The 24,407-nt window shown below is 59.3% G+C and carries 24 protein-coding genes; 14 read left to right on the forward strand and 10 right to left on the reverse strand.

Annotated elements, in window-relative coordinates; translation table 11 throughout:
- Nucleotides 1-139: 139 nt before the first annotated feature.
- Nucleotides 140-4,924 (forward strand): RHS repeat-associated core domain-containing protein, encoded by a 4,785-nt coding sequence (locus tag ACIF4X_RS05920; RefSeq protein ID WP_397481358.1) that lies wholly within the window; start codon nucleotides 140-142, stop codon nucleotides 4,922-4,924.
- Nucleotides 4,921-5,226 (forward strand): contact-dependent growth inhibition system immunity protein, encoded by a 306-nt coding sequence (locus ACIF4X_RS05925; protein ID WP_397481359.1) that lies wholly within the window; start codon nucleotides 4,921-4,923, stop codon nucleotides 5,224-5,226. Before ACIF4X_RS05920 ends, ACIF4X_RS05925 begins: the two co-directional genes overlap by 4 nt.
- A gap of 168 nt (nucleotides 5,227-5,394) precedes the next feature.
- Here the strand turns inward: ACIF4X_RS05925 and ACIF4X_RS05930 are convergent, their stop codons facing one another.
- The 3 genes from ACIF4X_RS05930 to ACIF4X_RS05940 all read right to left on the reverse strand — a co-directional run bounded on the left by ACIF4X_RS05930 (nucleotide 5,395) and on the right by ACIF4X_RS05940 (nucleotide 7,785).
- The gene (locus tag ACIF4X_RS05930; RefSeq protein WP_397481360.1) at nucleotides 5,395-6,453 is read right to left on the reverse strand and encodes a chitinase; all 1,059 of its coding nucleotides are present in this window, start codon (nucleotides 6,451-6,453) and stop codon (nucleotides 5,395-5,397) included.
- 43 nt (nucleotides 6,454-6,496) lie between these two features.
- Entirely contained in the window at nucleotides 6,497-7,126 is a 630-nt protein-coding gene (locus tag ACIF4X_RS05935; protein ID WP_397481361.1) for a lytic polysaccharide monooxygenase auxiliary activity family 9 protein, read from the reverse strand.
- Between the two features lie 221 nt (nucleotides 7,127-7,347).
- Entirely contained in the window at nucleotides 7,348-7,785 is a 438-nt protein-coding gene (locus ACIF4X_RS05940) for a hemerythrin domain-containing protein (RefSeq protein WP_397481362.1), read from the reverse strand.
- 148 nt (nucleotides 7,786-7,933) lie between these two features.
- On the opposite strand from ACIF4X_RS05940, the gene ACIF4X_RS05945 reads away from it, so the two are divergent.
- Nucleotides 7,934-8,359 carry a GNAT family N-acetyltransferase gene (locus ACIF4X_RS05945; RefSeq protein ID WP_397481363.1) on the forward strand — a complete coding sequence of 142 codons (426 nt, stop codon included), beginning with the start codon at nucleotides 7,934-7,936 and terminating at the stop codon, nucleotides 8,357-8,359.
- 116 nt (nucleotides 8,360-8,475) lie between these two features.
- On the opposite strand, the gene ACIF4X_RS05950 is transcribed toward ACIF4X_RS05945, so the two are convergent.
- Nucleotides 8,476-8,826: a hypothetical protein gene (locus ACIF4X_RS05950; protein ID WP_127928908.1), complete on the reverse strand. Its 351-nt coding sequence runs from the start codon at nucleotides 8,824-8,826 to the stop codon at nucleotides 8,476-8,478.
- 134 nt (nucleotides 8,827-8,960) lie between these two features.
- On the opposite strand from ACIF4X_RS05950, the gene ACIF4X_RS05955 reads away from it, so the two are divergent.
- The 8 genes from ACIF4X_RS05955 (at nucleotide 8,961) to ACIF4X_RS05990 (ending at nucleotide 13,735) form a co-directional block, all read left to right on the forward strand.
- Entirely contained in the window at nucleotides 8,961-9,290 is a 330-nt protein-coding gene (locus ACIF4X_RS05955) for a DUF6388 family protein (protein WP_397481364.1), read from the forward strand.
- A 25-nt stretch (nucleotides 9,291-9,315) separates the two neighbouring features.
- Nucleotides 9,316-10,020, forward strand: coding sequence for a YoaK family protein (locus ACIF4X_RS05960; RefSeq protein ID WP_397481365.1), 705 nt, complete (start codon nucleotides 9,316-9,318; stop codon nucleotides 10,018-10,020).
- Nucleotides 10,021-10,268: 248 nt separating this feature from the next.
- Nucleotides 10,269-10,661 carry a sulfurtransferase complex subunit TusD gene (gene tusD, locus ACIF4X_RS05965; RefSeq protein WP_397481366.1) on the forward strand — a complete coding sequence of 131 codons (393 nt, stop codon included), beginning with the start codon at nucleotides 10,269-10,271 and terminating at the stop codon, nucleotides 10,659-10,661.
- Between the two features lies 1 nt (nucleotide 10,662).
- Complete coding sequence (tusC, locus tag ACIF4X_RS05970; RefSeq protein ID WP_397481367.1) at nucleotides 10,663-11,019, forward strand: sulfurtransferase complex subunit TusC; 357 nt, start codon at nucleotides 10,663-10,665, stop codon at nucleotides 11,017-11,019.
- Nucleotides 11,019-11,312 (forward strand): sulfurtransferase complex subunit TusB, encoded by a 294-nt coding sequence (gene tusB / locus ACIF4X_RS05975; protein ID WP_397481368.1) that lies wholly within the window; start codon nucleotides 11,019-11,021, stop codon nucleotides 11,310-11,312. Before tusC ends, tusB begins: the two co-directional genes overlap by 1 nt.
- Complete coding sequence (locus ACIF4X_RS05980; RefSeq protein ID WP_397481369.1) at nucleotides 11,309-11,644, forward strand: TusE/DsrC/DsvC family sulfur relay protein; 336 nt, start codon at nucleotides 11,309-11,311, stop codon at nucleotides 11,642-11,644. Before tusB ends, ACIF4X_RS05980 begins: the two co-directional genes overlap by 4 nt.
- Nucleotides 11,641-12,642 (forward strand): glycosyl transferase family protein, encoded by a 1,002-nt coding sequence (locus tag ACIF4X_RS05985; protein ID WP_397481370.1) that lies wholly within the window; start codon nucleotides 11,641-11,643, stop codon nucleotides 12,640-12,642. The genes ACIF4X_RS05980 and ACIF4X_RS05985 overlap by 4 nt, the downstream gene beginning before the upstream one ends.
- Nucleotides 12,643-12,733: 91 nt before the next feature.
- Nucleotides 12,734-13,735 (forward strand): glutathione S-transferase family protein, encoded by a 1,002-nt coding sequence (locus tag ACIF4X_RS05990; RefSeq protein ID WP_397481371.1) that lies wholly within the window; start codon nucleotides 12,734-12,736, stop codon nucleotides 13,733-13,735.
- A 132-nt stretch (nucleotides 13,736-13,867) separates the two neighbouring features.
- Here the strand turns inward: ACIF4X_RS05990 and cysG are convergent, their stop codons facing one another.
- From cysG to ACIF4X_RS06020, 6 genes are all read right to left on the reverse strand, one after another.
- Nucleotides 13,868-15,262, reverse strand: a complete 1,395-nt coding sequence (gene cysG, locus ACIF4X_RS05995) for a siroheme synthase CysG (protein WP_397481372.1) — start codon at nucleotides 15,260-15,262, stop codon at nucleotides 13,868-13,870.
- A complete protein-coding gene (serS, locus tag ACIF4X_RS06000) occupies nucleotides 15,263-16,543 on the reverse strand; it encodes a serine--tRNA ligase (RefSeq protein ID WP_007908080.1) in 1,281 nt (426 codons plus the stop codon).
- Nucleotides 16,544-16,558: 15 nt separating this feature from the next.
- On the reverse strand, nucleotides 16,559-16,933 hold the full coding sequence (gene crcB / locus ACIF4X_RS06005; protein ID WP_007908079.1) for a fluoride efflux transporter CrcB: 375 nt from the start codon (nucleotides 16,931-16,933) through the stop codon (nucleotides 16,559-16,561).
- Nucleotides 16,933-18,255: a replication-associated recombination protein A gene (locus tag ACIF4X_RS06010; RefSeq protein WP_277758413.1), complete on the reverse strand. Its 1,323-nt coding sequence runs from the start codon at nucleotides 18,253-18,255 to the stop codon at nucleotides 16,933-16,935. The genes crcB and ACIF4X_RS06010 overlap by 1 nt, the downstream gene beginning before the upstream one ends.
- Before the next feature lie 151 nt (nucleotides 18,256-18,406).
- A complete protein-coding gene (gene lolA / locus ACIF4X_RS06015; protein WP_397481373.1) occupies nucleotides 18,407-19,027 on the reverse strand; it encodes an outer membrane lipoprotein chaperone LolA in 621 nt (206 codons plus the stop codon).
- Nucleotides 19,028-19,094: 67 nt separating this feature from the next.
- The gene (locus ACIF4X_RS06020) at nucleotides 19,095-21,503 is read right to left on the reverse strand and encodes a DNA translocase FtsK (RefSeq protein ID WP_141129778.1); all 2,409 of its coding nucleotides are present in this window, start codon (nucleotides 21,501-21,503) and stop codon (nucleotides 19,095-19,097) included.
- 297 nt (nucleotides 21,504-21,800) lie between these two features.
- On the opposite strand from ACIF4X_RS06020, the gene trxB reads away from it, so the two are divergent.
- The 3 genes from trxB to ACIF4X_RS06035 all read left to right on the forward strand — a co-directional run bounded on the left by trxB (nucleotide 21,801) and on the right by ACIF4X_RS06035 (nucleotide 24,269).
- A complete protein-coding gene (gene trxB, locus ACIF4X_RS06025) occupies nucleotides 21,801-22,760 on the forward strand; it encodes a thioredoxin-disulfide reductase (RefSeq protein WP_397481374.1) in 960 nt (319 codons plus the stop codon).
- A gap of 63 nt (nucleotides 22,761-22,823) precedes the next feature.
- Nucleotides 22,824-23,504 carry a leucyl/phenylalanyl-tRNA--protein transferase gene (gene aat / locus ACIF4X_RS06030; protein ID WP_397481375.1) on the forward strand — a complete coding sequence of 227 codons (681 nt, stop codon included), beginning with the start codon at nucleotides 22,824-22,826 and terminating at the stop codon, nucleotides 23,502-23,504.
- A gap of 57 nt (nucleotides 23,505-23,561) precedes the next feature.
- Nucleotides 23,562-24,269: an arginyltransferase gene (locus ACIF4X_RS06035; RefSeq protein ID WP_397481376.1), complete on the forward strand. Its 708-nt coding sequence runs from the start codon at nucleotides 23,562-23,564 to the stop codon at nucleotides 24,267-24,269.
- The last annotated feature ends 138 nt before the right edge of the window (nucleotides 24,270-24,407 follow it).

Raw genomic sequence — 24,407 nt, forward strand, 5'->3', positions numbered from 1 at the left:
GAACGAAAAAACGAAAACCTATACCGCCCTACAAACTATGTCGAAACATCCTACAGGCATTACCTACTCGCCCGACTTCTTTCCTGATTGATCCCCCGCAAAGTCCGCGCACCTTTTTGACGTGCGCGAGAGACTGCGAATGCTTCCAACCGATCGGCTTCTGGCCCTGAGCAACAGCATCGGCCTGCTCGTTGTTGCTGCTTTGAATCCCGATGAGCCGGACGTCGACAACCTGATCCGCGAATTTCGCCTGTGCCTGAACAACTATGAGGCATGGGCAGAGCAGTTCTGGACCGGGACGGCGCTGGATGTCGAGCAGGTCTTCACTGTCGGCAACGACGTGCGCCTCACCGCGCAGATCAAGTCGCGCCAACCGCTCAGCTCATCGGTGGCCATGTGCTCGGCCAGCGGGTCGCTGACGCTGGTGCACATGTTCGAGGCCGCGCGGTTCGTGCCGATCGGCGATACGCCGGTGACGCTCGAACCGGTGCTTGCCAATGTCGGCGGTGAGCTGACTTTCGGCGAAGCGCTGCATTACACCATCGGCCCCAGCGGCATTCTGCAGGTGACCGATTGTGATCGGGGCCAGCGTTATCGCATCACCTTCTTTCCCGATGTTTCCACCGACCATGTGCGTGCCCTGTATGCCTCTTATGAAGGTGTCATTGCAGGCCTGGAAGGCTGGTTGCGCGCTGAATGGGCCGGGTTTCAGCCGCAGTGGACGGAGTTTTCCAGCGCCGGGTTTCTTCAGCGTTACGGTCAGTTGCAACAGGCCGATTGGCGTGGACTCGAGAAAGCCCTGAATGACGTTTGGGACGACATCAAACAGGTATTCGCCCTCCTCGCTGACTTGCAGGCCAACAGTGAAAAATTGCTGGAATACCTCAGCGAGGCCGAGCTTGAGGCGTTATTGAATGCCTCCAGCGAGGCCATCGCCAACGGCTTGCTGATCCTCAGTGACGAACCCCTTCTGTTTATTCATCTGGCCGCGTTTACCAGTTGGTTGAAGATGCTGCCGCCGCAATACCTGGCTGAAGTGGTGGCCGAGGTGCGGGTCGAACTGCTGATCAGTTTTCTGCTGATGGGGTTGTCGGGTGGTGTCGGCGTGCCGGTGCGCTTGAGCAGCAAAGTGCTGGCGAAGGTCAAGTCGCCGCGCGCGCGGGAATGGCTGGCGGCGTCGGCTTTGCGCTTGGCTGAGCTGACGTCGGCACCGGAGCTGAACAAACATGCGGGCGCGTTGAAGCCGCTGATGTTTCACGCGCGTGACGTTGAGTTGAAACCGACACCGTCGATACCGCTGAACATTCGTCAGGCCGATGCGCTGGTGTTGACGGTGCCGAATCCGGCGCCTGTTGTGCGGGACAAGCCTGGCGCTTCGAGCCGGCTGGAACGGCATGAGCCGCATGACGATTCGCCGGATCAGGCGAAAAATCCCAACGGCGACAGCGCTGATTGCGTGCCCTTCACCTGCACCAACGGTTGTCCGGTGTCGATGGTCACTGGTGAAGAACTGCTGACCCTGACTGATGCGGTGCTCGATGGCGTATTGCCGTTTGAGTTCACGCGGTTGTATCGCTCCAGTGCCGCCGAAATCGATGTTGGGTTGGGCTTTGGCTGGAGTCATTCGCTGGCGCATCGGCTGGTATTTTTCGCTGATGAGGTTGTTTGGGTCGATCACGAGAACCGTCGCACCCGTTTTCCGCTGCCGAGTATTGAGCGGCCGGCGATTCACAACAGCCTGTCACGGGCAGCGATTTTTCTGGGTGATGAGCCGGAGGAACTGATCCTCGCATTGGCCGGCGAAACGGCGCGGTTTTATCACTTTCGTGCAGGACAGCTGACGGCAATCAGCGATGCCTACGGCAATCGTCTGACGGTGCAGCGCGATCGCTCTGACCGGGTGCAGCGCCTGGACAACGGCGCCGGGCGTTCGCTGCTGTTGCGCTATGACCGGGCGCAGTTGTTGGGTGTCGATTATCAGGTGTTTCGCGACGGTGCCTGGAGCACTGAACAAGCGCTGGTCAGCTATCGCTATGACGCCTATCAGCACCTGATCGAAGCCAGCAACGCCGTCGGCGACAGCGAGCGCTACGACTACGACGACGCCCACGTGATTCTGCAGCGGCAACTGGCGGGCGGCGCGAGTTTTTTCTGGGAGTGGGAGCGGTCGGGGAAAGCTGCCCGTTGCGTCAGGCACTGGGCCTCGTTTTCGCAGATGAACACGCGTTACGTCTGGGCGGACGACGGCAGTGTTGCGGTGCATTACGTCGATGGCACTGAAGAAACGTACGTGCACGACGAGCGTGCGCGGCTGGTGCGCAAGGTCGAGGCCGATGGCGGCGAACAGCTCAAGGCTTATGACTCATCGGGCCGTTTGATCGCCGAGCAGGATGCCTTGGGCACGGTCACCGAATACCGCTACGACGAAGTCGGCCGGCTTATCGCGCTGATTCCACCTGTTGATGCGCCCACGTCCTACGAGTATCGCAACGGTTTCCTGCACAAACGCTCTCGCGGCGACGCGGTGTGGATCTACCGGCGCAATGCCGAGGGTGATGTCACCGAAGCGGTCGATCCTGACGGTCAGGTCACCCATTACTACTACGACACCCGGGGTCAGTTGCTGTCGATTCGTTACCCGGACAGCAGCCGGCATCGGCTGGTCTGGAATGCCCTTGGCCAGTTGACCGAAGAGACCTTGCCCGACGGCGGTGTAAGGCGCTTTTCCTACGATGCACTGGGGCGGCGGACCACCACCGCGGACGAACACGGTGCAGTCACCCGTCAGCACTGGGACGCCGTCGGCCGACTGATCCAGACGACATTTCCTACCGGCAGCACTCGCGCCTACAGCTACGGCGCCTACGGTCAGGTCACCGCAGAGCGTGATGAACTCGGGCGCATTACCCGTTATGAATACGACGATGACCTGCACCTGGTTTCGCGGCGGATCAACCCTGACGGCACGCGAGTGCAGTACCGCTACGACCATGCGCAACTGCTGCTCACCGAGATTGAAAACGAGTCCGGGGAAAAATATCGGCTGGACTACACGCCGACCGGGCTGATTCGTCAGGAAAGCGGTTTTGACGGCCGCCGTACCGCGTACGCCTATGACCTCAACGGCCATCTGCTGGAGAAGACCGAGTTCGGGGATGACGGCTCGCAATTAGTCACTGCCTATGCACGCGATGCTGCCGGGCGCCTGTTAATCAAGACCCTGCCCGACGGCATCAAGGTCACTTACCAATACGACCGCCTCGGCCGACTGATCAGTGTTGATGACGGCCAGCAACACCCGCTGGCCTTCGAGTACGACCGTCAGGACCGCTTGATCACCGAGCATCAGGGCTGGGGCACCCTGCGCTACCGCTACGACGCCTGCGGCCAGCTCAAGCGCCTGCGCCTGCCGGACAACAGCGTGCTCGACTACCGCCACGCCAAGGGTGGCGCGCTGACCGACATCGACCTCAACGGCACGCCGCTGACCCGTCACGTCTACCAGTCCGGACGCGAACGGCAACGCCAGCAGGGCCTGCTGCTCAGCGAATATACCTACGACGATCAAGGAAGATTACTCGCCCACGCCGTAGGCCATCAGCGCGATTCGCTGTACCGCCGCGATTATGCCTACAGCGCCAACGGCAATCTCGCGCACATCGCCGACAGCCGCCACGGCCAGCGCACCTACGGCTACGACGCCCTCGACCGCCTCATTCGCGTACGCCATTCCCGCGACGAACTGCCGGAAAGCTTCGCCCACGACCCGGCCGGCAACCTGCTGATGCAGGACCGCCCCGGCCCCAGCCAGATAAAAGGCAATCGCCTGCTGATGCAAGGCGATCGCCACTACGACTACGACGCTTTCGGCAACCTGATCCGCGAACGCCGCGGCCGCGCCCAGACCCTCGTCACCGAATACCGCTACGACTGCCAGCACCGCCTGATCGGCCTGACCCGCCCCGACGGCCAGACCGCCAGTTACCGCTACGACGCCTTTGGCCGGCGCATCAGCAAAACCGTCGGCGACGCCACTACCGAGTTCTTCTGGCAGGGCGATCACCTCGTCGCCGAAAGCAGCGAAAGCGAATACCGCAGCTACATCTACGAACCCGGCACCTTCCGCCCCCTCGCGCTGCTCGACGGCAAAGGCCCGAAAAAAGCCTGCCCCTTCTACTACCAGCTCGACCACCTCGGCACCCCACAGGAACTCACCGACTACAGCGGCGACATCGTCTGGTCAGCGCAATACGACGCCTACGGCAAAGTCGCCACGCTGACCCTGGCCGGCGACAACTACCTGAACCAGCCGCTGCGCTTTCAGGGGCAGTACTTCGACGGCGAAAGCGGCCTGCATTACAACCGCCATCGGTACTACGACCCGAGGCTGGGGCGGTATCTGACGCCGGATCCGATCAAGTTGGCGGGTGGGCTGAATCAGTACCAGTACGTGCCGAATCCGACGGGGTGGGTGGATCCGTTGGGGTTGGCTTGCACTCCGTGTCCTGGAGCGATACCAGCAGATGGACCGTACAGTGAGATTGTTCCGGGAGGGGGATTAGCAGCTCATGAAGCTCAAGGTGGACATCTTATTATCAAGCATGTCGGAAAAACCGATACCCAACTGGCTCAAAGACTACAAGCAGAGCCCAACATTCCTGCTGCTTCTACTTTCATGAACCGTGCCGAAGCCGAAGCTGCAGTATCTGAAGCATTAAGCGCAAACTCGCAAAAAGTGACTCAATTTTTAAACAGCAACAAAGGGAAAACGAGTTTTTCGCATGACCTCAGTCGACCAGTGGGTGTGAGTATGCTCAATGGCCTTTCGCACTCCCAATCAGCATCAAAACTACTACTAGTTCTGAAAAAAGACCCTGCACTACCTTTGGGATATTTTTTACTGACAGGATTTCCGGAGCTATGAAAAACGACTTTCCAGAGGCTCAAGATTTTTTTGGCGCCTACTTTCATCAAGACTGGCTGGTGGAGCACGACACAGCAGATCAAGTCATTGATGACTTCTTGAGAGGTTCAGATAAAGAAGTATTGATTCTGGTCCGCAGAGAGCTGCAAACCCTAATCAAGAGAAAGCTGTGCGAAATGGAATTACGGGCGTTTCTATTAAAAGAGCTGCATTGTTATTACTGCTACTGGAACGAATGGCCGTCCGGCGAAATATGGCTTCGTCACATCGAAAGGAAACTGAACGAAAACCTGGATGACTAGCATGTACCTTTTCGAGGGCCTGAAATTGCAGGTCCAGTAGATCCGAGCTCGTGCCCTTCTCTTCCTCGCCTTTGGTTTCGGGCGTCACATCATGGCGAAGCTCATTATTTTGGTGAGGCATGTTCTAAAGAAAAGCCCGGCAGCGCTACCGGGCTTCTTTATTTGCAACTACCGAGCGATGAGCGAACGCGTGTCATCGACAGGCTGCTCGGTGAAAGAGACCCCATGAATCAACGGCCCATAACGCCGGCTGAATTCCCGGTTGTACGGCACGCCATCCTTGCTGCTGCCGTTGTCCCAATTCACCGACCAGGTCATCAAGCCTTTGATCGGTATCCCCTTGATCGCCAGACGCTTGAGGACATTCCCGACCACGGTTTTGTCGATCACATAACCGGTGGCCGCCGCATCGTTGTTGGCCGGCAGGCCGATGACGAACTTGTCTGCCGGGATCCGCGTGAAGCCACGCGTGCCGGTCACCAGACTCTCGGTCAGGTAGTAGAGAAAATCCTCTTTCAGCGGGTCGTTGTTTTGCGCAATCCACGCACCCGCGCCGTTGTTGGCTTCCGGCACCCAGACGCCGTCACCGCCCTGATTGTAGAACTGCGGGGCGATAAAGTCGTAGTAGCCTTCCAGCGCTTGCAGATAGCCAACGTATTTACCGGTGCTGGTCAGATACGGAAACTCCGGAGCCATGCTGATGATGAAGTGCTTGCCCAGGCCTGCGTAGTAATCCTTGACCAGTTTCAGCGCGGCCGGCAGGACGGTCTTGTTGGCAGCGAAATCAATCGCGCTCTGTTCAAGATCGATGTCCAGTCCGTCGAAGCCGTAGGTTTCCACCAGACGGATGATTTCATTCGCCAGCGGTTGTTCTTGTCCGCTGCGCAACTCGATGTGCGCGTCGGCGCCACCGAGGGAAATCAACACGGCCCGCCCCTGGCTGTTGAGCACGCCGACCTGACGGCGGAACTCGGCATCGGAAACGTTGAACGGTTTGAAGGTCGGAATGCCGCTGCCCTTCATGAAGGCCACCGCGACGACGTTGTACTCCTTGGGCACTTCTTCCAGCGAGAGGCTGGCGAAGCGGCCTTGGCGGTAACCGTCGCTCGGACCTGCGGGCCAGTTGTGCCAGAAGCCCATGAGGATCTTTTTGCCGGCAATACTCGGCATCAGCGAGGCGGCATCGCTCGCGGCGTTTTGCACTAAAGTGAAATCGATTTTTGACATGTTCTAATCCTTCAGAACGTGTGGGTTTGACGACGTAGCGCCGTTATTTGAAGTCGACGTCGAAGGCCTGATAGAAGGCGTTACCGGTGTTGGCGACGATCCACATCAGTACGACCACGTGATGGCCCTTCTTGTTGGCCGGCAGTTTCACCGTGTGATTGACCTTGGCCTTCAGCTCATTCGGGTAGCTGTAATACGGCACCTGAGTGTAGAAGTCCTCGAAGAACGGTTGGGCTTCCAGTTGCGCACGGGTAATACGCTGTTTCGGGTCCCAGCCATCCTTGGTGATCAGCCAGCGGTAGCCGCGGGTGGTGTGCGGCGCGGTGTATTCCCATTTGATTTCGAGGGTCTGCCCCGGGGTGACATTGAGCAGCGGCCAAGTGAACGGACGCGCGAGTTTTTTGCTCATTTCCTCATTAGTGAAGTTCACACAGTCGCGGGCATCGGTCTTGCCGCCGCTGAGGATGTAGCCATCACCCGGCGGCGTGACACTGTCCGAATCGCTCTGGTAAGGCGCCGGAAACGGCCCCGCTGCCAGTGCCGGGAAATTCTTCCCGCCTTCCATTTCGTTGACCTGCCAGGCGCCGAGCAATCCTTGCTCGATCGCTACCGCACCGCGGCTTGCAGGGGAAATGACACGACCGTGTCGCAGTTGGGTTTGTGGTTGATTCATGTTTTTCACTCCGTTGATTTAAGAACTCTCCTTTCCGAGGAGAGGCCTTCAAGCTAACGGAGGCGAATTTTTTGTCCATCGGCGGTTTTGTCGCAGTCAGCGGGTGAAAGCCAACAAAACACCGCAAATACTGGATGCATATACAGTTGTTTGCGATAACGCCCACCCGAGATGACGCCAAAAGATTACACGCCGTTGCTGCAAAAACTGCCATTCAGTACTCAGGGCAACTGTGCCTGAAACTCCTTTTCGTACTGTCCGGCGAGTTGTTCTTTCTGTTTTTCGTTGAGCAATTTGCCGGCCATCTGAAAGAACTTCTGCTCTTCTTCCTCCAAGTGGTGATGAACCTTTTCCGACAGCTTCTTCGCGGTCACCAGCCAGGCCGGGCTGGACATCTCGGTCTCGTCGAGTTCTTCCATCATCTCGTCCATTTCATGGTGTTCGGAGATGGCATGGCGGCTCAGGTCGACGCCATTGTCGAATTCCATTAACGGGATATAGAAATGGCGTTCTTCGGCGGTTTCATGGGCCTGAAGTTCGGCTTTGAGTTGTTTGTAAGCCTCAACCCGCTCCGGGGTATCGCCGCTGGTTTTGATCAGGCTTTTGGCGTAAGTACGCTGGCGGTCATGGCTTTCGCGAAGGGCTTCAAAAATATTCATGGGGGTTCCTCATCTACCGCGTGCGGAAATGACGCTGTAAAGGCTAGACCCCGACGTGAGAGCGGCAGTTCCGCCGGGTTGAGGGAGGGCTTGGAAGACAGGCGCCGGGCAGGATAGGCTGCGAGTTCACATCACAAGGAAGTCCTGCATGAACCTGCGTATCGAGTTGTCGCAAAACTCAACAGAAGAAGAACGTCAGGCCATTCTGGCCCCCCTGCACGCCTATAACGTGGCCAAGGCCGGGATCGCGGTATCAGAGCCGCTCACCCTGCTGGTGCGAGATGATCACGACAAGATTCTGGGCGGACTTTATGGCCGACTGGTTTGCCAGTGGTTGTTCATCGATTTGCTGTCAGTGCCTGAAGCAGGCCGGGGCCAGGGAATGGGCTCGAAGCTGATGCGCATGGCCGAGGAGCTGGCGCGTGAGAAAGGCTGCATCGGCGCATGGCTCGACACGTTCGACTTTCAGGCACCGGAGTTCTACAAGAAGCTGGGGTATAGCCAGTTTGGGGAAATCGTCGATTATCCGCCGGGGCACAAACGGCATTTTTTCCAGAAGCGACTTGTAGGTTGAATGTACCGGCCCCTTCGCGAGCAGGCTCGCTCCCACATTTGGAATGCATTCCACGGTAGGAGTGAACCTGCTCCGGGCGGCGTTCCGACGATGCCGGCAGCCGCTTCAACGCATGATCAGAGGCAGGTCGCCAACGCCGCCAACCGACGCTTGGCAACAAAGTCGTCCTTCTGCGCGTAGTAATTCAGCGTCGTGCCGGAAGCTTCAGTGATCACGTCGACAAACGACTCCGCCGAACGGGTATACACCGTCGTACCGCCCGATTTGCGTGGTTCCAGGTACGCTGCCGCATCAACGCCGAACACCGCTTCGTCCTGCCAACCAAACTGCACACACTGCGCCACGACTTTTTCAGCCTTGTCCGACGTCAACACCTTGTACGGGGTTTTCGTGCGAGCATCGTCCATCACCGAGCCTGCACAACCGGCCAGCAGCGTCGCCGCCAGCGCTACCATCAGAATTCGCATTGCATTCGCTCATTCAGAAAAAAGCGGACTGTATCACCGCAACAGGAGAAATCGTTCTGCTTTACTGCATTTATAGCGCGACACGCGCCAGCCGCTGCGGCAACCTAAGGTCATCAGCCCCACAAGGAAAACCCATGGCGCCTACCGATCAGCGACATGAACATGCCCTGAAAGTGTTTCTCGATGCGCGCCCCGAACTGCGCGAAACCCTCGATCACCTCAACCCGTTGCTGGCTCAGGCCAAGGGTGAAACCCAGGCGCAGTATCGCGAAGAGCGCCTGCATGAAGCGTTTGAGGCCGAAGCGGAAAGCCTCGGACTGTTCGCCTGGGAGTTGACGTTGCAACTGACGGCTGATTCGCCTGAGCAATACCAGGCGCAGCGTCTGGAAGTACATCGTGAGGTGGCGGAAATGGCCGGGATGGATTGGCTGGAATATTGCGATCTGTATGGCATAGAACCGTAAACGCCGCGAAAGGACACCGCCACTCATGCTGCCATCCGCCTCGACTCACCGCGCCAGCCCCGGCCATCTGCACACGCAAAAGTGGCGCGGACGAGTGGGTCTGGCGCTGGTGGCCAGCCTCTCGGTGCTGGCCGGAATGACCGACGCCATCGGCTTTATGGCCAGCGGCGATTTCGTCTCGTTCATGAGCGGCAACACCACCCGGCTCGCCGTGGCGATCAGCGATGGCGATGTCGGGCTGACCGTGCGTTTGCTGATCCTCGTCGCAACGTTTATTGGCGGGAATGCCTTGGGGGTGGTCGTCGCACGTTTCGGCGGACGCCGGGCGTTACCGCTGCTGCTGTGTATCGCCACCCTGCTGTGCGCGGCGGCGGTCTGGCCATTCGACACACAACTGCCGGCGCTGATGGCGGCAATCATTGCGATGGGCATGCTCAACGCGTCGGTTGAAGAGGTGAACGGTTTGCCGGTCGGACTCACCTATGTCACCGGCGCGTTGTCGCGATTCGGACGAGGGCTGGGCCGCTGGATGCTCGGCGAGCGGCGCAGTGGCTGGCGGGTGCAACTGGTGCCTTGGAGCGGAATGTTTATCGGCGCGATTCTGGGGGCGGTGCTGGAACATCACTTGGGACTGAAGGCGATGTTTGTCAGCGGTTTGCTGGCCGCGATGATCGGCTTGCTCTCGCTGAAAATCCCACGGCGCTGGCAACTGGGCTATATGCCTCGCTAATCAACGCCCGCCCCGGATTTCCTGTAGGAGCTGTCGAGTGAAACGAGGCTGCGATCTTTTGATCTTGCTTTTAAAGATCAAGATCAAAAGATCGCAGCGTGCCCCAGCTCCTACATGGGTTCGCACTGTGGCCGATGGCAGCAGGCGGACAGTTGTTCCCCCAAAAGCGGAATGTGCGTGCAACTTGGGTTTCGCGGCGGCTTCGATAAAGCTTTATCATGACCGCAGTTTTGCTGATCGAGTCTGTCATGAAGTTCGCCATCGCGCTGTTTTCCGCCGCCCATGCGCCCTCATCGCGCCGTGCCCTGTTGTTTGCGCAGGCTGCGCTGGCCGGTGGGCATGAGATTGTCCGGCTGTTTTTCTATCAGGACGGCGTCTATAACGCCTCGGATGCGGTCGTCACTCCGCAGGACGAACTGGACCTGCCCAAACAATGGCGCACGTTCATCAGCGAACAGAAGCTGGACGGTGTGGTGTGTATCGCCGCCGCCCTGCGTCGTGGTGTGCTGAACGCTGAAGAAGCCAAACGCTATCAACGTGACGCCGTCTCTGTCAGTACACCGTGGGAATTGTCCGGTCTAGGCCAGTTGCATGACGCGGTGCAAGACGCCGACCGTTTGATCTGCTTTGGAGGTGCGTGAGATGGCCAAATCCCTGTTGATCATCAGCCGCCAATCGCCATGGTCCGGCCCCGGCGCCCGCGAAGCGCTGGACATCGTGCTGGCCGGTGGCGCGTTCGATCTGCCGATCGGTTTGCTGTTTCTCGATGATGGCGTGCTGCAACTCAGCGCCGGGCAAAATGCCAAGGCCCTGCAGCAGAAAGACCTCAGCGCCAACCTGCAGGCGCTGCCGATGTTTGGTGTCGAAGAGCTGTTCTATTGCGCCGACAGCGCCAGCACTCGCGGTCTCGACAAACTGTCGCTGGAAGAAGCACAGCCACTGGCCGCCGAACAAATCACCGCCCTTATTGACCGTTACGACCAGGTGATCACCCTCTGATGTCGACTTTGCATGTGTTGTCTCATTCCCCGTTCGGCGACGATCGCCTGACCAGCTGCCTGCGTCTGATCGGCAGCGCTGATGCTGTGTTGTTGTCCGGCGATGCGGTCTACGCCTTGCAACCGGGCACCGCGCCGTTTACCGCGCTACAAAGCCGTCAGATCAAATTACTGGTTCTGGCCGAAGATGCACAGGCTCGCGCCATCGAAATTCCGGACTGGGCCGAGGCCATCGATTACCCGGCCTTCGTCGAGCTGTCGATCCATCACGACAAGGTCAACAGCTGGCTATGAATTCCATGACCGTCGGCGCCCGCGCCATCGAACTGGACAAGGATGGTTTTCTTGTCGACCTAAGTGACTGGTCCGTCGACGTTGCCAGCGCCCTCGCCGCCGCTGAAGAAATCGAGTTGACCGCAGAACACTGGGAAATCCTCGAACTGCTGCGCAGCTTCTACGCAGAATTTCAGCTGTCCCCGGCCACGCGCCCGTTGATCAAGTACACCGCGCTGAAGCTTGGCGCGGAAAAAGGCAACAGCCTGCACCTGAACCGACTGTTCAAAGGCACCCCCGCCAAACTCGCCGCGAAACTGGCGGGCCTGCCCAAACCGACGAATTGCTTATGACCGACTTTCCAGCGCTGACCCTCGAAACGCCAGCCGAACATCCGTTCGCTCAATTCGTGCGAATCCTCGGCAAGGGCAAACGCGGCGCCCGCGACCTGACCCGCGAAGAAGCCCGCGAAGCCATGGGCCTGGTGCTCGACGACAAGGTTGAAGACACCCAGCTCGGCGCGTTCCTGATGTTGCTGCGGCACAAGGAAGAAAGCGCCGAGGAGATGGCCGGTTTCACCGAAGCCTTGCGCGAGCGCTTGCAGGCGCCGGCGCTCAACGTCGATCTGGACTGGCCAACCTATGCCGGCAAGAAGCGCCATCTGCCGTGGTATCTGCTGGCGGCCAAATGCCTGGCACAGAACGGCGAGCGCATTTTCATGCACGGCGGCGGCGCACACACGGCCGGGCGTCTGTACAGCGAGCAGTTGCTCGGCGAATTGAACATCCCGTTGTGCCGCACTTGGCAACAGGTCGGCACAGCGCTGGACAACGGCGGACTGGCATTCATGCCGCTGGTGGACTGGGCGCCGCAGTTGCAGAACATGATCGACCTGCGCAACACCCTGGGCCTGCGTTCGCCGATCCATTCCCTGGCGCGGATTCTCAATCCGTTGGGCGCACGCTGCGGCCTGCAAAGTATTTTCCACCCCGGCTATCAGGCGGTGCACCGTGATGCCAGCGGCCTGCTCGGCGACACGGCGATTGTGGTCAAGGGCGACGGCGGCGAAATCGAGATCAACCCGGATGCCGACAGTCACTTGTACGGCACCACCGGCGGCGAGAGCTGGGACGAGGAATGGCCGCAGATGTCAGCGCAACGTCACGTCAAACCGGCAACTTTGGACGTTGAACATCTGAAAGCGGTGTGGCGTGGCGATGCGGTGGACAGCTATCCGCAGATGGCGCTGATTTCGACCATGGCCCTGGCCTTGCGCGGCCTCGGCCAGCCCCGCGAACAAGCCTTCGCAACCGCCGAGCAATACTGGGCCGCGCGGAACAAATCGATTTAACCGATCATTCACGCCCGATCTTTGCGCTTTTTGTTCGAACTCATCGGAATAGACTCGACTCCAACGATTATTGGTTTACGGAGTCTTGATCATGGGTTTACTCGTCGATGGCCACTGGCAGGACAAGTGGTACGAAAGCAGCAAGGACGGCGCGTTCCAGCGTGAACAGGCCAAACGCCGCAACTGGGTCACCGCCGACGGTGAACCCGGTCCCAGCGGTGAAGGCGGTTTTGCCGCTGAAGCCGGGCGCTATCACCTCTACGTTTCCCTCGCCTGTCCATGGGCGCATCGCACGCTGATTCTGCGCAAGCTCAAAGGTCTGGAAAGCCTGATCGACGTTTCCGTGGTCAGTTGGTTGATGCTGGAAAACGGCTGGACCTTCGACAAAGCACTTGGCTCGACGGGCGACAAGCTTGATGGCTTTGAATTCATGCATCAGCGCTACACCGCCGACACTGCCGACTACACCGGCCGCGTCACCGTACCGGTGTTGTGGGACAAAAAGCTCAAGCGCATCGTCGGTAATGAATCCGCGGAGATCATCCGCATGTTCAACAGCGCCTTTGATGATCTGACCGGCAATGATCTGGATTTCTACCCCGCGCCATTACGCGGCGAGATCGATGCGCTGAACGAGCGAATCTATCCGGCGGTGAACAACGGCGTGTATCGAGCAGGCTTTGCGACGTCGCAGCCAGCTTATGAAGAAGCGTTCGATGAGGTGTTTGCCGAGCTTGATCATCTGGAGCGCGTTTTGGGCGCCAACCGTTATCTGAGCGGGGAATACCTGACTGAAGCGGACATCCGCCTGTTCACCACGATGATTCGTTTCGACGCGGTGTATCACGGGCACTTCAAGTGCAACCTGCGGCGGATTGCCGATTACCCGAATCTGTCGAACTGGTTGCGTGAGCTGTATCAGTGGCCGGGGATTGCCGAGACGGTGGATTTCCAGCACATCAAGAACCACTACTACGGCAGTCACAAGACGATCAACCCGACAGGGGTTGTGCCGAAGGGGCCGGCGCAGGATTTCACTGTGGCCCATGATCGGGCGCGGTTGGCTGGGAAAGGGGTTTGGCGCCGGGGCTGAGATTTGTATTGTTTTTGATGGCCCCATCGCTGGCAAGCCAGCTCCCACAGGGATTTTGATGATGCTGAAGATTGCAGCTTCAACACAAAACCTGTGGGAGCTGGCTTGCCAGCGATGGGGTCAACTCGGTTTTCAGACCTGCGCCTGAGCCCCTTCAAACCACGCCAATTTTTCGCGCAACTGCACCACTTCACCAACGATAACCAATGTCGGCGCGTGCACTTCATGCTCCGCCACCAATCGCGGCAAATCGGCCAGCGTGCCGGTGAAGACGCGCTGATTGATCGTGGTGCCCTGCTGAATCAATGCCGCCGGGGTATCCGCTGAACGACCGTGCTTGATCAGTTGTTCGCAGATGACCGGCAAGCCGACCAGGCCCATATAGAACACCAGCGTCTGCGCCGGCGCGACGAGGTCGGCCCATGGCAGATCGGTGGAGCCGTCCTTCAAATGCCCGGTGACAAACCGCACGGACTGCGCGTAATCACGATGGGTCAGCGGAATCCCGGCATACGCCGCACAACCGCTGGCCGCCGTAATACCCGGCACTACCTGAAACGGGATACCGTGAGCGGCCAGCTCTTCGATCTCTTCGCCGCCACGGCCGAAGATGAATGGATCGCCGCCCTTCAAACGCACCACGCGCTTGCCGGCCTTGGCCAGATCGACCAGTTGCTGGTTGATCTGATCCTGCGGTACGGCGTGATCAGACCGACGCTTGCCAACGTAGACTCGCTCGGCATCACGACGGCACAGCTCAAGAATCGCCGGCGCGACCAAGCGGTCGTACAGCACCACATCGGCCTGCTGCATCAGACGTAAAGCCTTGAAGGTCAGCAGATCCGGATCGCCCGGGCCCGCGCCGACCAAATAAACCTCGCCGGTGGTGACCATGGCCTCGCCATCGATCTTGGCTTGCAGCAGACCCTCGGCTTCAGCGCCCTGCCCGGCCAGTTGTCGATCGGCAATCGGCCCCTGAAACACGTCTTCCCAAAAACCACGACGCTGCTGCACATCCGGAAACAGGCTTTTCACCTGATTGCGGAAACGCGCGGCGAGTCCGGCCAACTGACCGTAAGTCGACGGAATCCAGGTTTCGATTTTGGCGCGAATCAAACGCGCCAGCACTGGCGCGTCGCCGCCGCTGGACACCGCGATGATCAGTGGCGAGCGATCGACGATCGCCGGGAAGATCACGCTGCACAAGGCCGGCGCATCGACCACGTTGACCGGCACGCAGCGCCGATGAGCATCGGTGGAAACTTGTGCGTTCAGCGTTTCGTCGTCGGTGGCGGCGATGATCAGCCCGCAACCGTCCAGATCCGCCTCGACGTAACCGCGTAACAGGCATTCGCCACCGGAGGCGGTGACCAGTTCACGCAGTTGCGTTTCGATTTCAGGTGCGACCACCCGCAGCCGCGCACCGGCATCGGCCAGCAGGCGGGATTTGCGCAAGGCAATTTCCCCCCCACCGACGACCAACACACGACTGCCGCGCAGGTTGTGAAACAGCGGCAGATATTTCATTTAGCCGATGACCTCAAGGCCACCCATGTACGGCTTGAGCACGTCCGGCACACGGATCGAACCGTCGGCCTGCTGGTAGTTTTCCAGCACGGCAACCAGCGTACGGCCAACAGCCAGACCAGAACCGTTCAAGGTGTGTACCAGCTCAGGCTTGCCGGTTTCCGGGTTACGGAAACGCGCTTGCATACGGCGGGCCTGGAAGTCGCCGCAGTTCGAGCACGAGGAGATTTCCCGGTACTTGTCCTGGCTCGGGATCCACACTTCCAGGTCGTAGGTCTTGACCGCGCTGAAGCCCATGTCGCCAGTGCACAATGCCAGGGTGCGGTAAGGCAGACCGAGCAGTTGCAGGACTTTTTCAGCGTTGGCGGTCAGGCCTTCCAGCGCTTCCATCGAGGTCGATGGCTCAACGATCTGGACCATTTCAACTTTGTCGAACTGGTGCTGACGGATCATGCCGCGCGTATCGCGACCCGACGCACCGGCTTCACTGCGGAAGCACGGGGTGTGCGCGACGAACTTGATCGGCAGCAGTTTCGAATCGACGATTTCGCCGGCGACGATGTTGGTCAGCGACACTTCGGCGGTCGGGATCAGGTACAGATCGGCTTCGCCTTCGCGGGCGATCTTGAACAGGTCTTCTTCGAACTTCGGCAGTTGACCGGTGCCTTGCAGCGCCGGCGCCTGAACCAGATAAGGCGTGTACGCCTCTTCGTAGCCGTGCTCGTTGACGTGCAGGTTGATCATGAACTGTGCCAGTGCGCGATGCAGACGCGCGATCGGGCCGCGCAGCAGGGCGAAACGTGCGCCGGACAGCTTGGCAGCGGTTTCGAAGTCCAGCCAGCCGAACTTCTCGCCCAAGGCAACGTGGTCTTTCACTTCGAAATCGAAAGCGGTCGGGGTGCCCCAGCGGCGTACTTCAACGTTGTCGTCTTCGTCTTTACCGACCGGCACGGATTCGTGCGGCAGGTTCGGGATACCGAGCAGGATCGAGTCCAGTTCGGTCTGGATCGCGTCCAGTTCGACTTTACCAGCGCTCAGTTCGCCCGCCATGCGCTCGACGTCCGCCATCAACGGCGCGATGTCTTCGCCGCGCTGTTTGGCCTGACCGATGGATTTGGAACGCGCGTTACGCTCAGCCTGCAGTGCTTCGGTGCGGGTCTGGACGGTCTTGCGCTGTTCTTCCAGCGCTTCGATGCGCGCGGTATCCAGGGCAAAGCCACGGGAAGCCAGGCGGTCCGCTACGTCCTGAAGGTTGCTACGTAACAGTTTGGAATCGAGCATGTCGGTTTCTCGTTATCAAAGTTTGGTCAAAGACAGGCCAGCCCACGTCGCGAGCAGCCCGCCGAATACGCTGAGTGCCGCATAGCCCAGGGCCAGCGGCACTTGCCCGCTTTCCAGCAGGCGCACCGTATCCAGTGAAAAGGATGAAAAAGTCGTCAGCCCCCCGAGGAAGCCGACCATCAACCCGGCACGCACCTCGATCGGCACCTCCGGGCGTATCAAAAACAGGCCGTACAGCACGCCGATCAACAAACAGCCCACGATATTAACGGCCAGCGTCGCGGTATAGAAGTGCCGCGGCCAATTGGCGTTGACCCAATTACCTGTGGCGAAGCGCAACAAGGTGCCGGCAACCCCGCCAGCGGAGACCGCAATGATCAATGGAAGCACTATTTTCTCCGCTGCCGAGGGCTTAAACGGTCGAGTTGGGCGAGGTGGTTGAGCTTCTCGCCGATCTTCAACTCCAGGCCGCGTGGCACCGGTTGGTAGAACGGGATGGGATCAAGCTCTTCCGGGAAATAGTCTTCGCCGGCGGCGTAAGCGTCCGGTTCATCGTGGGCGTAGCGGTATTCGTCACCGTAGCCCAATTGTTTCATCAGTTTGGTCGGCGCGTTGCGCAGGTGCAGCGGCACTTCCAGCGAACCGTGTTCGGCGGCAGCACGCAGCGCGGTTTTGAAGCCCATGTACACCGCATTGCTTTTCGGCGCGCAGGCCAGATAAGTGATGGCTTGCGCCACCGCCAACTCGCCTTCCGGGCTGCCGAGGCGTTCCTGCACTTCCCACGCCGCCAGGCACAGGCTGAGGGCTCGCGGGTCGGCATTACCGATATCTTCGCTGGCCATGCGCACCACGCGCCGGGCCAGGTACAGCGGATCGCAACCGCCGTCGATCATTCGCGCGAACCAGTACAACGCGCCGTCGGGGTTGGAGCCGCGCACCGACTTGTGCAACGCCGAGATCTGGTCGTAGAACGCCTCGCCGCCCTTGTCGAAACGCCGACGCGTGTCGCCGAGCAGACTCTGCAGCAGATCGATGCCCATCTCGCTATTGTCATCGGCCAGATCGGAGGCGTTCTCCAGCAGATTGAGCAGACGCCGGCCATCGCCATCGGCTGCCGATAGCAGCATCTGGAAACCCTCATCGCTGAGGGTCAGGTTGCGCTTGCCTAGACCGCGCTCTTCGGTAAGCGCGCGGTGCACCAGTTTGCGCAGTGCGGCTTCGTCGAGGCTTTTCAGCACGTACACGCGGGCACGCGATAACAAAGCGTTGTTGAGTTCGAACGAAGGGTTTTCGGTTGTCGCGCCGATGAAGATCAGCGTGCCGTCTTCAACGTAGGGCAGGAATGCGTCCTGCTGAGACTTGTTGAAACGGTGCACTTCATCGACGAACAGAATCGTGCGCTTGCCGTACTGGCCAGCCTGCTGTTTGGCAATTTCAACGGCCTGACGGATTTCCTTGACCCCGGCGAGCACCGCCGAGACCGTTTCGAAGTGCGCATCGGAGACTTCCGCGAGCAACCGCGCCAGCGTGGTTTTGCCCACGCCCGGCGGGCCCCAGAAGATCATCGAATGCAGGGCACCCTGCTCCAGCGCCTCACGCAACGGCTTGCCGCGAGCGAGCACGTGCTCCTGACCGACGTACTCATCCAGATTGGTCGCACGCAAACGCGCGGCCAGTGGCTGGGCAATCGGGGCACTGCGAAACAGATCCATCACTACCTATGAAACCTCACTGGTGACAACAATCCCTGTGGGAGCGGGCTTGCTCCGGGCGGCGTTCCGACGAAGGCGGCGTGGCAGGCGCCCTACAGGCTGACTGCTCCGACGCATTCGCGAGCAAGCTCGCTCCCACAGGTTATTGCATTTATTCCTGGATCACGTCGGCACCCTTGGGGATGTCGAACTTGAACTTGGACGGCGATACCGGCTCGTTGGCCTTGACCCCAGTGAACAGGATGTTGGTGCGCTGGCCGACACTGTCGATCAGTTGCATATCATTGAGCAGACCATTACGGAACGACAGGCGCAGGTTGTCGAACAGGGTGTCCTTGGTTTTCGGCTTCAAAGTGAAGTCGATCACACCGCCCGCCTCTTTCGCGGAAATATCAAAGCTCTGGCTGATCTTCGACACATCACCGGACAGCAGCAGCGCCGGGGTCTGGGTCAGACGCTCGTCGAGCTTCTTGATGGTCGCCTGTTCCAGGTCCGGGTCCCACAGAGTGACTTTCTTGCCATCGGAGACCATGGTCTGCTCGGCCGGCGCGTTGGTGTGCCAGTAGAACAGGCCCGGACGCTGCAGGGTCATGTCGCCGGTGGTTTCCTGCAACTGCGTGCCGCTGCCGTCGAGGGTCAGCTGCGAGAAGTTCGCGCTCAGGGTCTTGGATGTTTCCAGCAATTGGGTCAGACGCGCCACGTCCTTGTCATCGGCGTGGGCCGTGAGAGTGGTCAGCGCCAGTACTGGCAGCAGCATGCGGGTAAGACGCATGGGAGTCCTCTTGAATACTCGTTGGGAGAGCGGCGGCACATCATTGTCCCGCCTCGTGCGTTTGCAATCAGTCGCGTACCGGGCCCGGGGCCAGTACTTCACGGGAACCGTTGGTGTTCATTGAGGTGACGACCCCGGCCATTTCCATGGCTTCGATCATCCTTGCGGCGCGGTTGTAGCCGATTTTCAGCTTGCGTTGTACCGCAGAAATAGAGGCGCGACGGCTTTCAAGGACGAACTGCACGGCTTCGTCATACAGCGCGTCAGCTTCCGGATCATCGCCGTCGCCACCACCGCTGCTGCCTTCAAAGCCGCTGCCGGCTTCTTCGACACCGTTGAGGATGTCGTCGTTGTATTCCGGTGCGCCGCGCAGTTTCCACGCTTCAACCACACGGTGTACTTCATCGTCGGAAACGAACGCACCGTGAACCCTGATCGGCAGGCTGGTGCCCGGCGGCATGTAGAGCATGTCACCGTGGCCAAGCAATTGTTCGGCGCCGCCCTGGTCGATGATGGTCCGCGAGTCGATCTTGCTCGACACCTGGAACGCCATTCGGGTCGGAATGTTGGCCTTGATCAGACCGGTGATCACGTCCACCGAAGGCCGCTGGGTGGCGAGGATCAAGTGAATACCGGCCGCCCGCGCCTTTTGCGCAATACGGGCGATCAGTTCTTCAACCTTCTTGCCGACGATCATCATCATGTCGGCGAATTCGTCGACGACCACGACGATGGTTGGCAGCTTCTGAAGCAACGGTGCTTCGTCGTGGATGCTTTCGCGCTTGTACAGCGGATCGCTCAACGGCTCGCCGGCGTCTTGGGCTTCCTTGACCTTGGCGTTGAAGCCAGAGAGGTTGCGCACGCCCATCTTCGCCATGAGCTTGTAGCGGCGTTCCATCTCGGCAACGCTCCAGCGCAGGGCGTTGGCGGCGTCCTTCATGTCGGTCACGACCGGGCACAGCAAATGCGGAATGCCTTCGTAGATCGACAGTTCCAACATCTTCGGGTCGATCATGATCAGCTTGGCGTCTTCCGGACCAGACTTGAACAAAATCGACAGAATCATCGCGTTCACACCCACCGACTTACCGGAACCGGTCGTACCGGCCACCAGCAAGTGCGGCATCTTCGCCAGGTCAGTGATGACCGGCTTGCCACCGATATCGTGGCCGAGTGCCAAGGTGACCGGCGATTTGAAGTTGTCGTACTCAGGCGTCGACAGCACTTCGGAGAAGCGCACGATCTGCCGGTCTTCGTTGGGGATCTCGATACCGACGGTGGTCTTGCCCGGAATCACCTCGACTACCCGCACACTGGTCACGGCCAGGGAACGTGCAAGGTCTTTGGCGAGGTTGGCGATGCGGCTGACTTTTACGCCGGCAGCAGGCTGGATCTCGTAACGGGTAATCACCGGGCCGGGGTGGATGGAATCCACCGTGACTTCGACACCGAATTCCTTGAGCTTGATCTCCAGCAAGTGGCCGACCGCCGCCAGGGATTCCGGTGAGTAATTGAGTTGTTTCTTTTCTGCAGGATCGAGAATCGAGATCGGCGGCAAGGTGCCTTCCACGGCGCTGTCGACGAACAACGGCACCTGTTTCTCTTTCTGTACGCGCTTGCTTGGCTCCGGGGCCTTGACCGGCGCCGGGGCAATCACTGGCGGAACCTGTTTCTCGCGATCGGACATGTGCTTGCTCAGGGCTTGCTCACGTTCGATCAGGCGTTCTTTGACTTTGGCCTGCTCACGCTTGTCGGTGACCGTCGGCGCGACCACGTCATGCACGCGATCGTCGACTTCACGCAGTTGTGCGACCAGTTGCTTGCGTTCGGTACGCGCCGACCACCAGCGATTAAGGGCGCCCTGGAACAGCTCGAACAGGTCGAGGGTGATCTTGCCGGTGATGTCCATCACCTTGAACCACGACAGGTCGGTGAACACCGTCAGGCCAAACAGGAACAGCGCGATGAACAACAGCGTGCTGCCCTGAATGTTCAGCGCGTTCTTCGCCAGATTGCCGAGGCTTTCGCCCAACGCACCACCGGCACCGGCCGGTAGACCCGACGCCGCATGAAAATGCAGATGCGCCAGCGCCGCGCCGGACAGCACCAGGAAGACCAGACCGATCAGACGCCAGGAAAAAAGCCAGCCGCTCCACTGCCACGGTTCGTGGCGCTGGCGGAAGATCTGGTAGGCCTTGATCGCCAGCAGCAGCGGGAAGATGTAGGCGAAGTAACCCAGCACCATAAACAATATGTCGGCGCTGTAAGAGCCCGCCGGGCCGCCGAAATTCTGTACGTCGTCGATCTTGCTGTTGTGGCTCCAGCCCGGATCGTCCTTGCCGTAGGTCAGCAAGGCCATCATCAGGAACAGGCACAAGGCGCCAATGGCGATCAATGCACCTTCCTTGAGCCGGTAGTGCAACTGTTGGCGCCAGAGCGGAACGACTGTTTTTGGTGCTTCGGTGGATTTCTTCAAAACGCTTCTTTTCCTGCGCCCAAGGCGCGTCCATCTATTGAATGACGATAAAAAACTGCCCAATCCAGGCAGGTAAAAAAGTGAACGAGCGCAACTGAGACTACTTTTAACACTGCGTCGCGCTTTTTATAAACACAGCGCACCGCGAATATTCTGTAACAGCCCGGCATTGTACGGGTTTGTGCGTCTGATGCCATGCTTCAAAACCCAGGACTGAGCATAGTCAAGCACACAGAACCCGCGACTCAATTTGAGCATGCATTACCTTTTGTGACAAAGGCTTATGAGGTGTATTTGATGAACGTAGCGAAGCATTCACGCCTGATCATCCTCGGCTCCGGTCCGGCCGGCTACAGCGCTGCCGTGTATGCCGCCCGCGCCAACCTCAAACCAGTGGTCATTACCGGCCTGCAGGCCGGTGGTCAGCTCACCACCACCGTTGAAGTCGACAACTGGCCCGGCGACGTCGAAGGCCTCACTGGCCCGGTACTGATGGAGCGCATGCAGAAACACGCCGAACGCTTTGCCACAGAGATCGTTTACGACCACATCCACACCGCCAAGTTGCAGCAGCGCCCGTTCGAGCTCATTGGCGACAGCGGCACTTACACCTGCGACGCACTGATCATTGCTACCGGGGCCTCGGCGCAATACCTGGGACTGCCCTCGGAAGAAGCCTTCGCCGGCAAAGGTGTTTCCGCCTGCGCAACCTGTGACGGTTTTTTCTATCGCAATCAGGTGGTGGCGGTAGTCGGCGGCGGCAATACCGCCGTCGAGGAAGCGCTGTACCTGTCGAACATCGCCAAGGAGGTGCACCTGATCCACCGCCGCGACAAGCTGCGTTCGGAGAAAATCCTTCAAGACAAACTGTTCGAGAAAGCCGCGAACGGCAACGTGCGCCTGCACTGGAACCAGAATCTCGATGAAGTACTCGGCGATGCCAGCGGCGTCACCGGCGCGCGATTGCGTGACAGCCATACCGGAGAAACCCGCGAACTGGCACTGGCCGGCGTATTCATCGCCATTGGCCACAAACCCAACACCGACCTGTTTCAAGGCCAGTTGTCGATGCGCGACGGTTATTTGCAGGTCAAGGGCGGTAGCGACGGCGATGCTACTTCCACCGAGATTTCCGGGGTGTTTGCCGCCGGTGACGTGGCCGACCACATTTATCGCCAGGCGGTGACGTCGGCAGGCGCCGGCTGCATGGCCGCCCTCGATGCCGAGAAGTATCTGGACGACATTCCTGTCATTTAACGGCACACTTTATCGCGGGCCAGACAGCCCGCACCGCCCTCCCCTTCTGCAAGCCTGGATGCCATGCTGACTTGGTTACAACGTAATTCCCTGACTTTTCCACCGCTGGAAAAGGCCATGCGCGACCCTAACGGATTGCTTGCCGCCGGTGGCGATCTGTCGGCTGATCGGCTGATTCAAGCGTATCGTCATGGCTGCTTTCCGTGGTTTTCCGAGGGCCAGCCGATTCTCTGGTGGTCGCCGGATCCGCGCACGGTGTTATTTCCCGACGAACTGCATGTTTCGCGCAGCCTCGGCAAACTGCTGCGCCAGGAACGCTATCGAGTGACCTTCGATCAAGACTTCGACGCCGTGATCCGTGCCTGCGCTGCACCACGGGATTACGCCGACGGCACCTGGATCACCGAAGCCATGCAGGAGGCCTACGTTGAACTGCATCGTCGCGGCTTCGCGCATTCGGTGGAGGTCTGGGATCAAGGCGAACTGGTCGGCGGCCTGTACGGCCTGGCGATGGGTCAACTGTTTTTCGGCGAATCAATGTTCAGCCGCGCCGACAACGCCTCCAAATTCGGCTTTGCCACCCTGGTGCGCCACCTGAAAGACTCGGGATTCGTGCTGATCGACTGCCAGATGCCGACCGATCATCTGCACAGCCTCGGCGCCCGGGCCATTCCCCGCCACGAATTTGCTGACTATCTGGGCCGCCACCTGGACCAACCCAATCGTGCCACTTGGGTTTGCTGAGCGACTTTTGCGCGCGTGGCTTACACTTAATTCACCAGCTTATCCCGAGGGTTGATCATGACCGAGTTGGCACGTCTGAAGTTCTATGCCACTCAACCTCACTCTTGCAGTTATCTGCCCGAGGAGCAGGCTACGACCTTGTTTCTCGATCCGAGTCAGCCCATGGATGTGCATGTCTACGCAGACCTGTCGGAAATGGGCTTTCGTCGCAGCGGCGACCATTTGTACCGGCCGCATTGCCAGAACTGCAATGCGTGCGTGCCTGCGCGAATCCCGGTGGCGCAGTTCATGCCCAACCGTCAGCAAAAGCGGATTTTCAAGCGCAACACGGATTTGCAGGTGCGCCCGGCCAAACCGCAATTCAGCGAAGAATATTTCGATCTGTACCAGCGCTATATCGAACAACGTCACGCCGACGGCGACATGTACCCGCCGAGCCGTGATCAATTCTCGACGTTTCTGGTCCGCGACCTGCCCTTCTCACGCTTTTACGAGTTTCGACTCGACGGACGGTTGCTCGCCGTGGCGGTGACCGATTTGCTGCCGAACGGTTTGTCGGCGGTTTACACCTTCTACGAACCCGATGAAGAGCGCCGCAGTCTTGGCCGATTTGCCATCCTCTGGCAAATCACCGAGGCACAGCGCCTCGGGCTTGAGGCGGTGTACCTCGGGTACTGGATCAAGAACTGCAAAAAGATGAACTACAAGACGCAATATCGTCCCATCGAATTGTTGATTAATCAGCGCTGGGTCATCCTCAACTAAACCCAAGCCGTAAACCCCTTGGCGTAAACCCCATTTTTCGGGCACAATGCACGCCGCTTTTGCCTGGCGCAGTTGCACCGGGCCATTCATTGGATACCGAGGGCTTTACTGCATGTCGAAAGAAGACAGCTTCGAAAT

Source organism: Pseudomonas sp. NPDC085632, from assembly GCF_044541255.1.
Classification (GTDB): Bacteria; Pseudomonadota; Gammaproteobacteria; order Pseudomonadales; family Pseudomonadaceae; genus Aquipseudomonas.

What these genes read in the sequence shown, in the direction of transcription:
- ACIF4X_RS05935 (WP_397481361.1), bottom strand. Translation starts at nt 7,126, where the DNA reads ATGAATCAACCACAAACCCAACTGCGACACGGTCGTGTCATTTCCCCT.
- cysG (WP_397481372.1), bottom strand. Translation starts at nt 15,262, where the DNA reads ATGAAATATCTGCCGCTGTTTCACAACCTGCGCGGCAGTCGTGTGTTG.
- ACIF4X_RS05925 (WP_397481359.1), top strand. Translation starts at nt 4,921, where the DNA reads ATGAAAAACGACTTTCCAGAGGCTCAAGATTTTTTTGGCGCCTACTTT.
- ACIF4X_RS05985 (WP_397481370.1), top strand. Translation starts at nt 11,641, where the DNA reads ATGACCGACTTTCCAGCGCTGACCCTCGAAACGCCAGCCGAACATCCG.
- ACIF4X_RS05990 (WP_397481371.1), top strand. Translation starts at nt 12,734, where the DNA reads ATGGGTTTACTCGTCGATGGCCACTGGCAGGACAAGTGGTACGAAAGC.
- ACIF4X_RS06010 (WP_277758413.1), bottom strand. Translation starts at nt 18,255, where the DNA reads ATGGATCTGTTTCGCAGTGCCCCGATTGCCCAGCCACTGGCCGCGCGT.
- ACIF4X_RS05940 (WP_397481362.1), bottom strand. Translation starts at nt 7,785, where the DNA reads ATGAATATTTTTGAAGCCCTTCGCGAAAGCCATGACCGCCAGCGTACT.
- ACIF4X_RS05945 (WP_397481363.1), top strand. Translation starts at nt 7,934, where the DNA reads ATGAACCTGCGTATCGAGTTGTCGCAAAACTCAACAGAAGAAGAACGT.
- serS (WP_007908080.1), bottom strand. Translation starts at nt 16,543, where the DNA reads ATGCTCGATTCCAAACTGTTACGTAGCAACCTTCAGGACGTAGCGGAC.
- aat (WP_397481375.1), top strand. Translation starts at nt 22,824, where the DNA reads ATGCTGACTTGGTTACAACGTAATTCCCTGACTTTTCCACCGCTGGAA.
- lolA (WP_397481373.1), bottom strand. Translation starts at nt 19,027, where the DNA reads ATGCGTCTTACCCGCATGCTGCTGCCAGTACTGGCGCTGACCACTCTC.
- tusB (WP_397481368.1), top strand. Translation starts at nt 11,019, where the DNA reads ATGTCGACTTTGCATGTGTTGTCTCATTCCCCGTTCGGCGACGATCGC.
- ACIF4X_RS05955 (WP_397481364.1), top strand. Translation starts at nt 8,961, where the DNA reads ATGGCGCCTACCGATCAGCGACATGAACATGCCCTGAAAGTGTTTCTC.
- ACIF4X_RS05930 (WP_397481360.1), bottom strand. Translation starts at nt 6,453, where the DNA reads ATGTCAAAAATCGATTTCACTTTAGTGCAAAACGCCGCGAGCGATGCC.
- ACIF4X_RS05950 (WP_127928908.1), bottom strand. Translation starts at nt 8,826, where the DNA reads ATGCGAATTCTGATGGTAGCGCTGGCGGCGACGCTGCTGGCCGGTTGT.
- ACIF4X_RS05980 (WP_397481369.1), top strand. Translation starts at nt 11,309, where the DNA reads ATGAATTCCATGACCGTCGGCGCCCGCGCCATCGAACTGGACAAGGAT.
- ACIF4X_RS05960 (WP_397481365.1), top strand. Translation starts at nt 9,316, where the DNA reads ATGCTGCCATCCGCCTCGACTCACCGCGCCAGCCCCGGCCATCTGCAC.
- tusC (WP_397481367.1), top strand. Translation starts at nt 10,663, where the DNA reads ATGGCCAAATCCCTGTTGATCATCAGCCGCCAATCGCCATGGTCCGGC.
- trxB (WP_397481374.1), top strand. Translation starts at nt 21,801, where the DNA reads ATGAACGTAGCGAAGCATTCACGCCTGATCATCCTCGGCTCCGGTCCG.
- ACIF4X_RS06035 (WP_397481376.1), top strand. Translation starts at nt 23,562, where the DNA reads ATGACCGAGTTGGCACGTCTGAAGTTCTATGCCACTCAACCTCACTCT.
- tusD (WP_397481366.1), top strand. Translation starts at nt 10,269, where the DNA reads ATGAAGTTCGCCATCGCGCTGTTTTCCGCCGCCCATGCGCCCTCATCG.
- ACIF4X_RS05920 (WP_397481358.1), top strand. Translation starts at nt 140, where the DNA reads ATGCTTCCAACCGATCGGCTTCTGGCCCTGAGCAACAGCATCGGCCTG.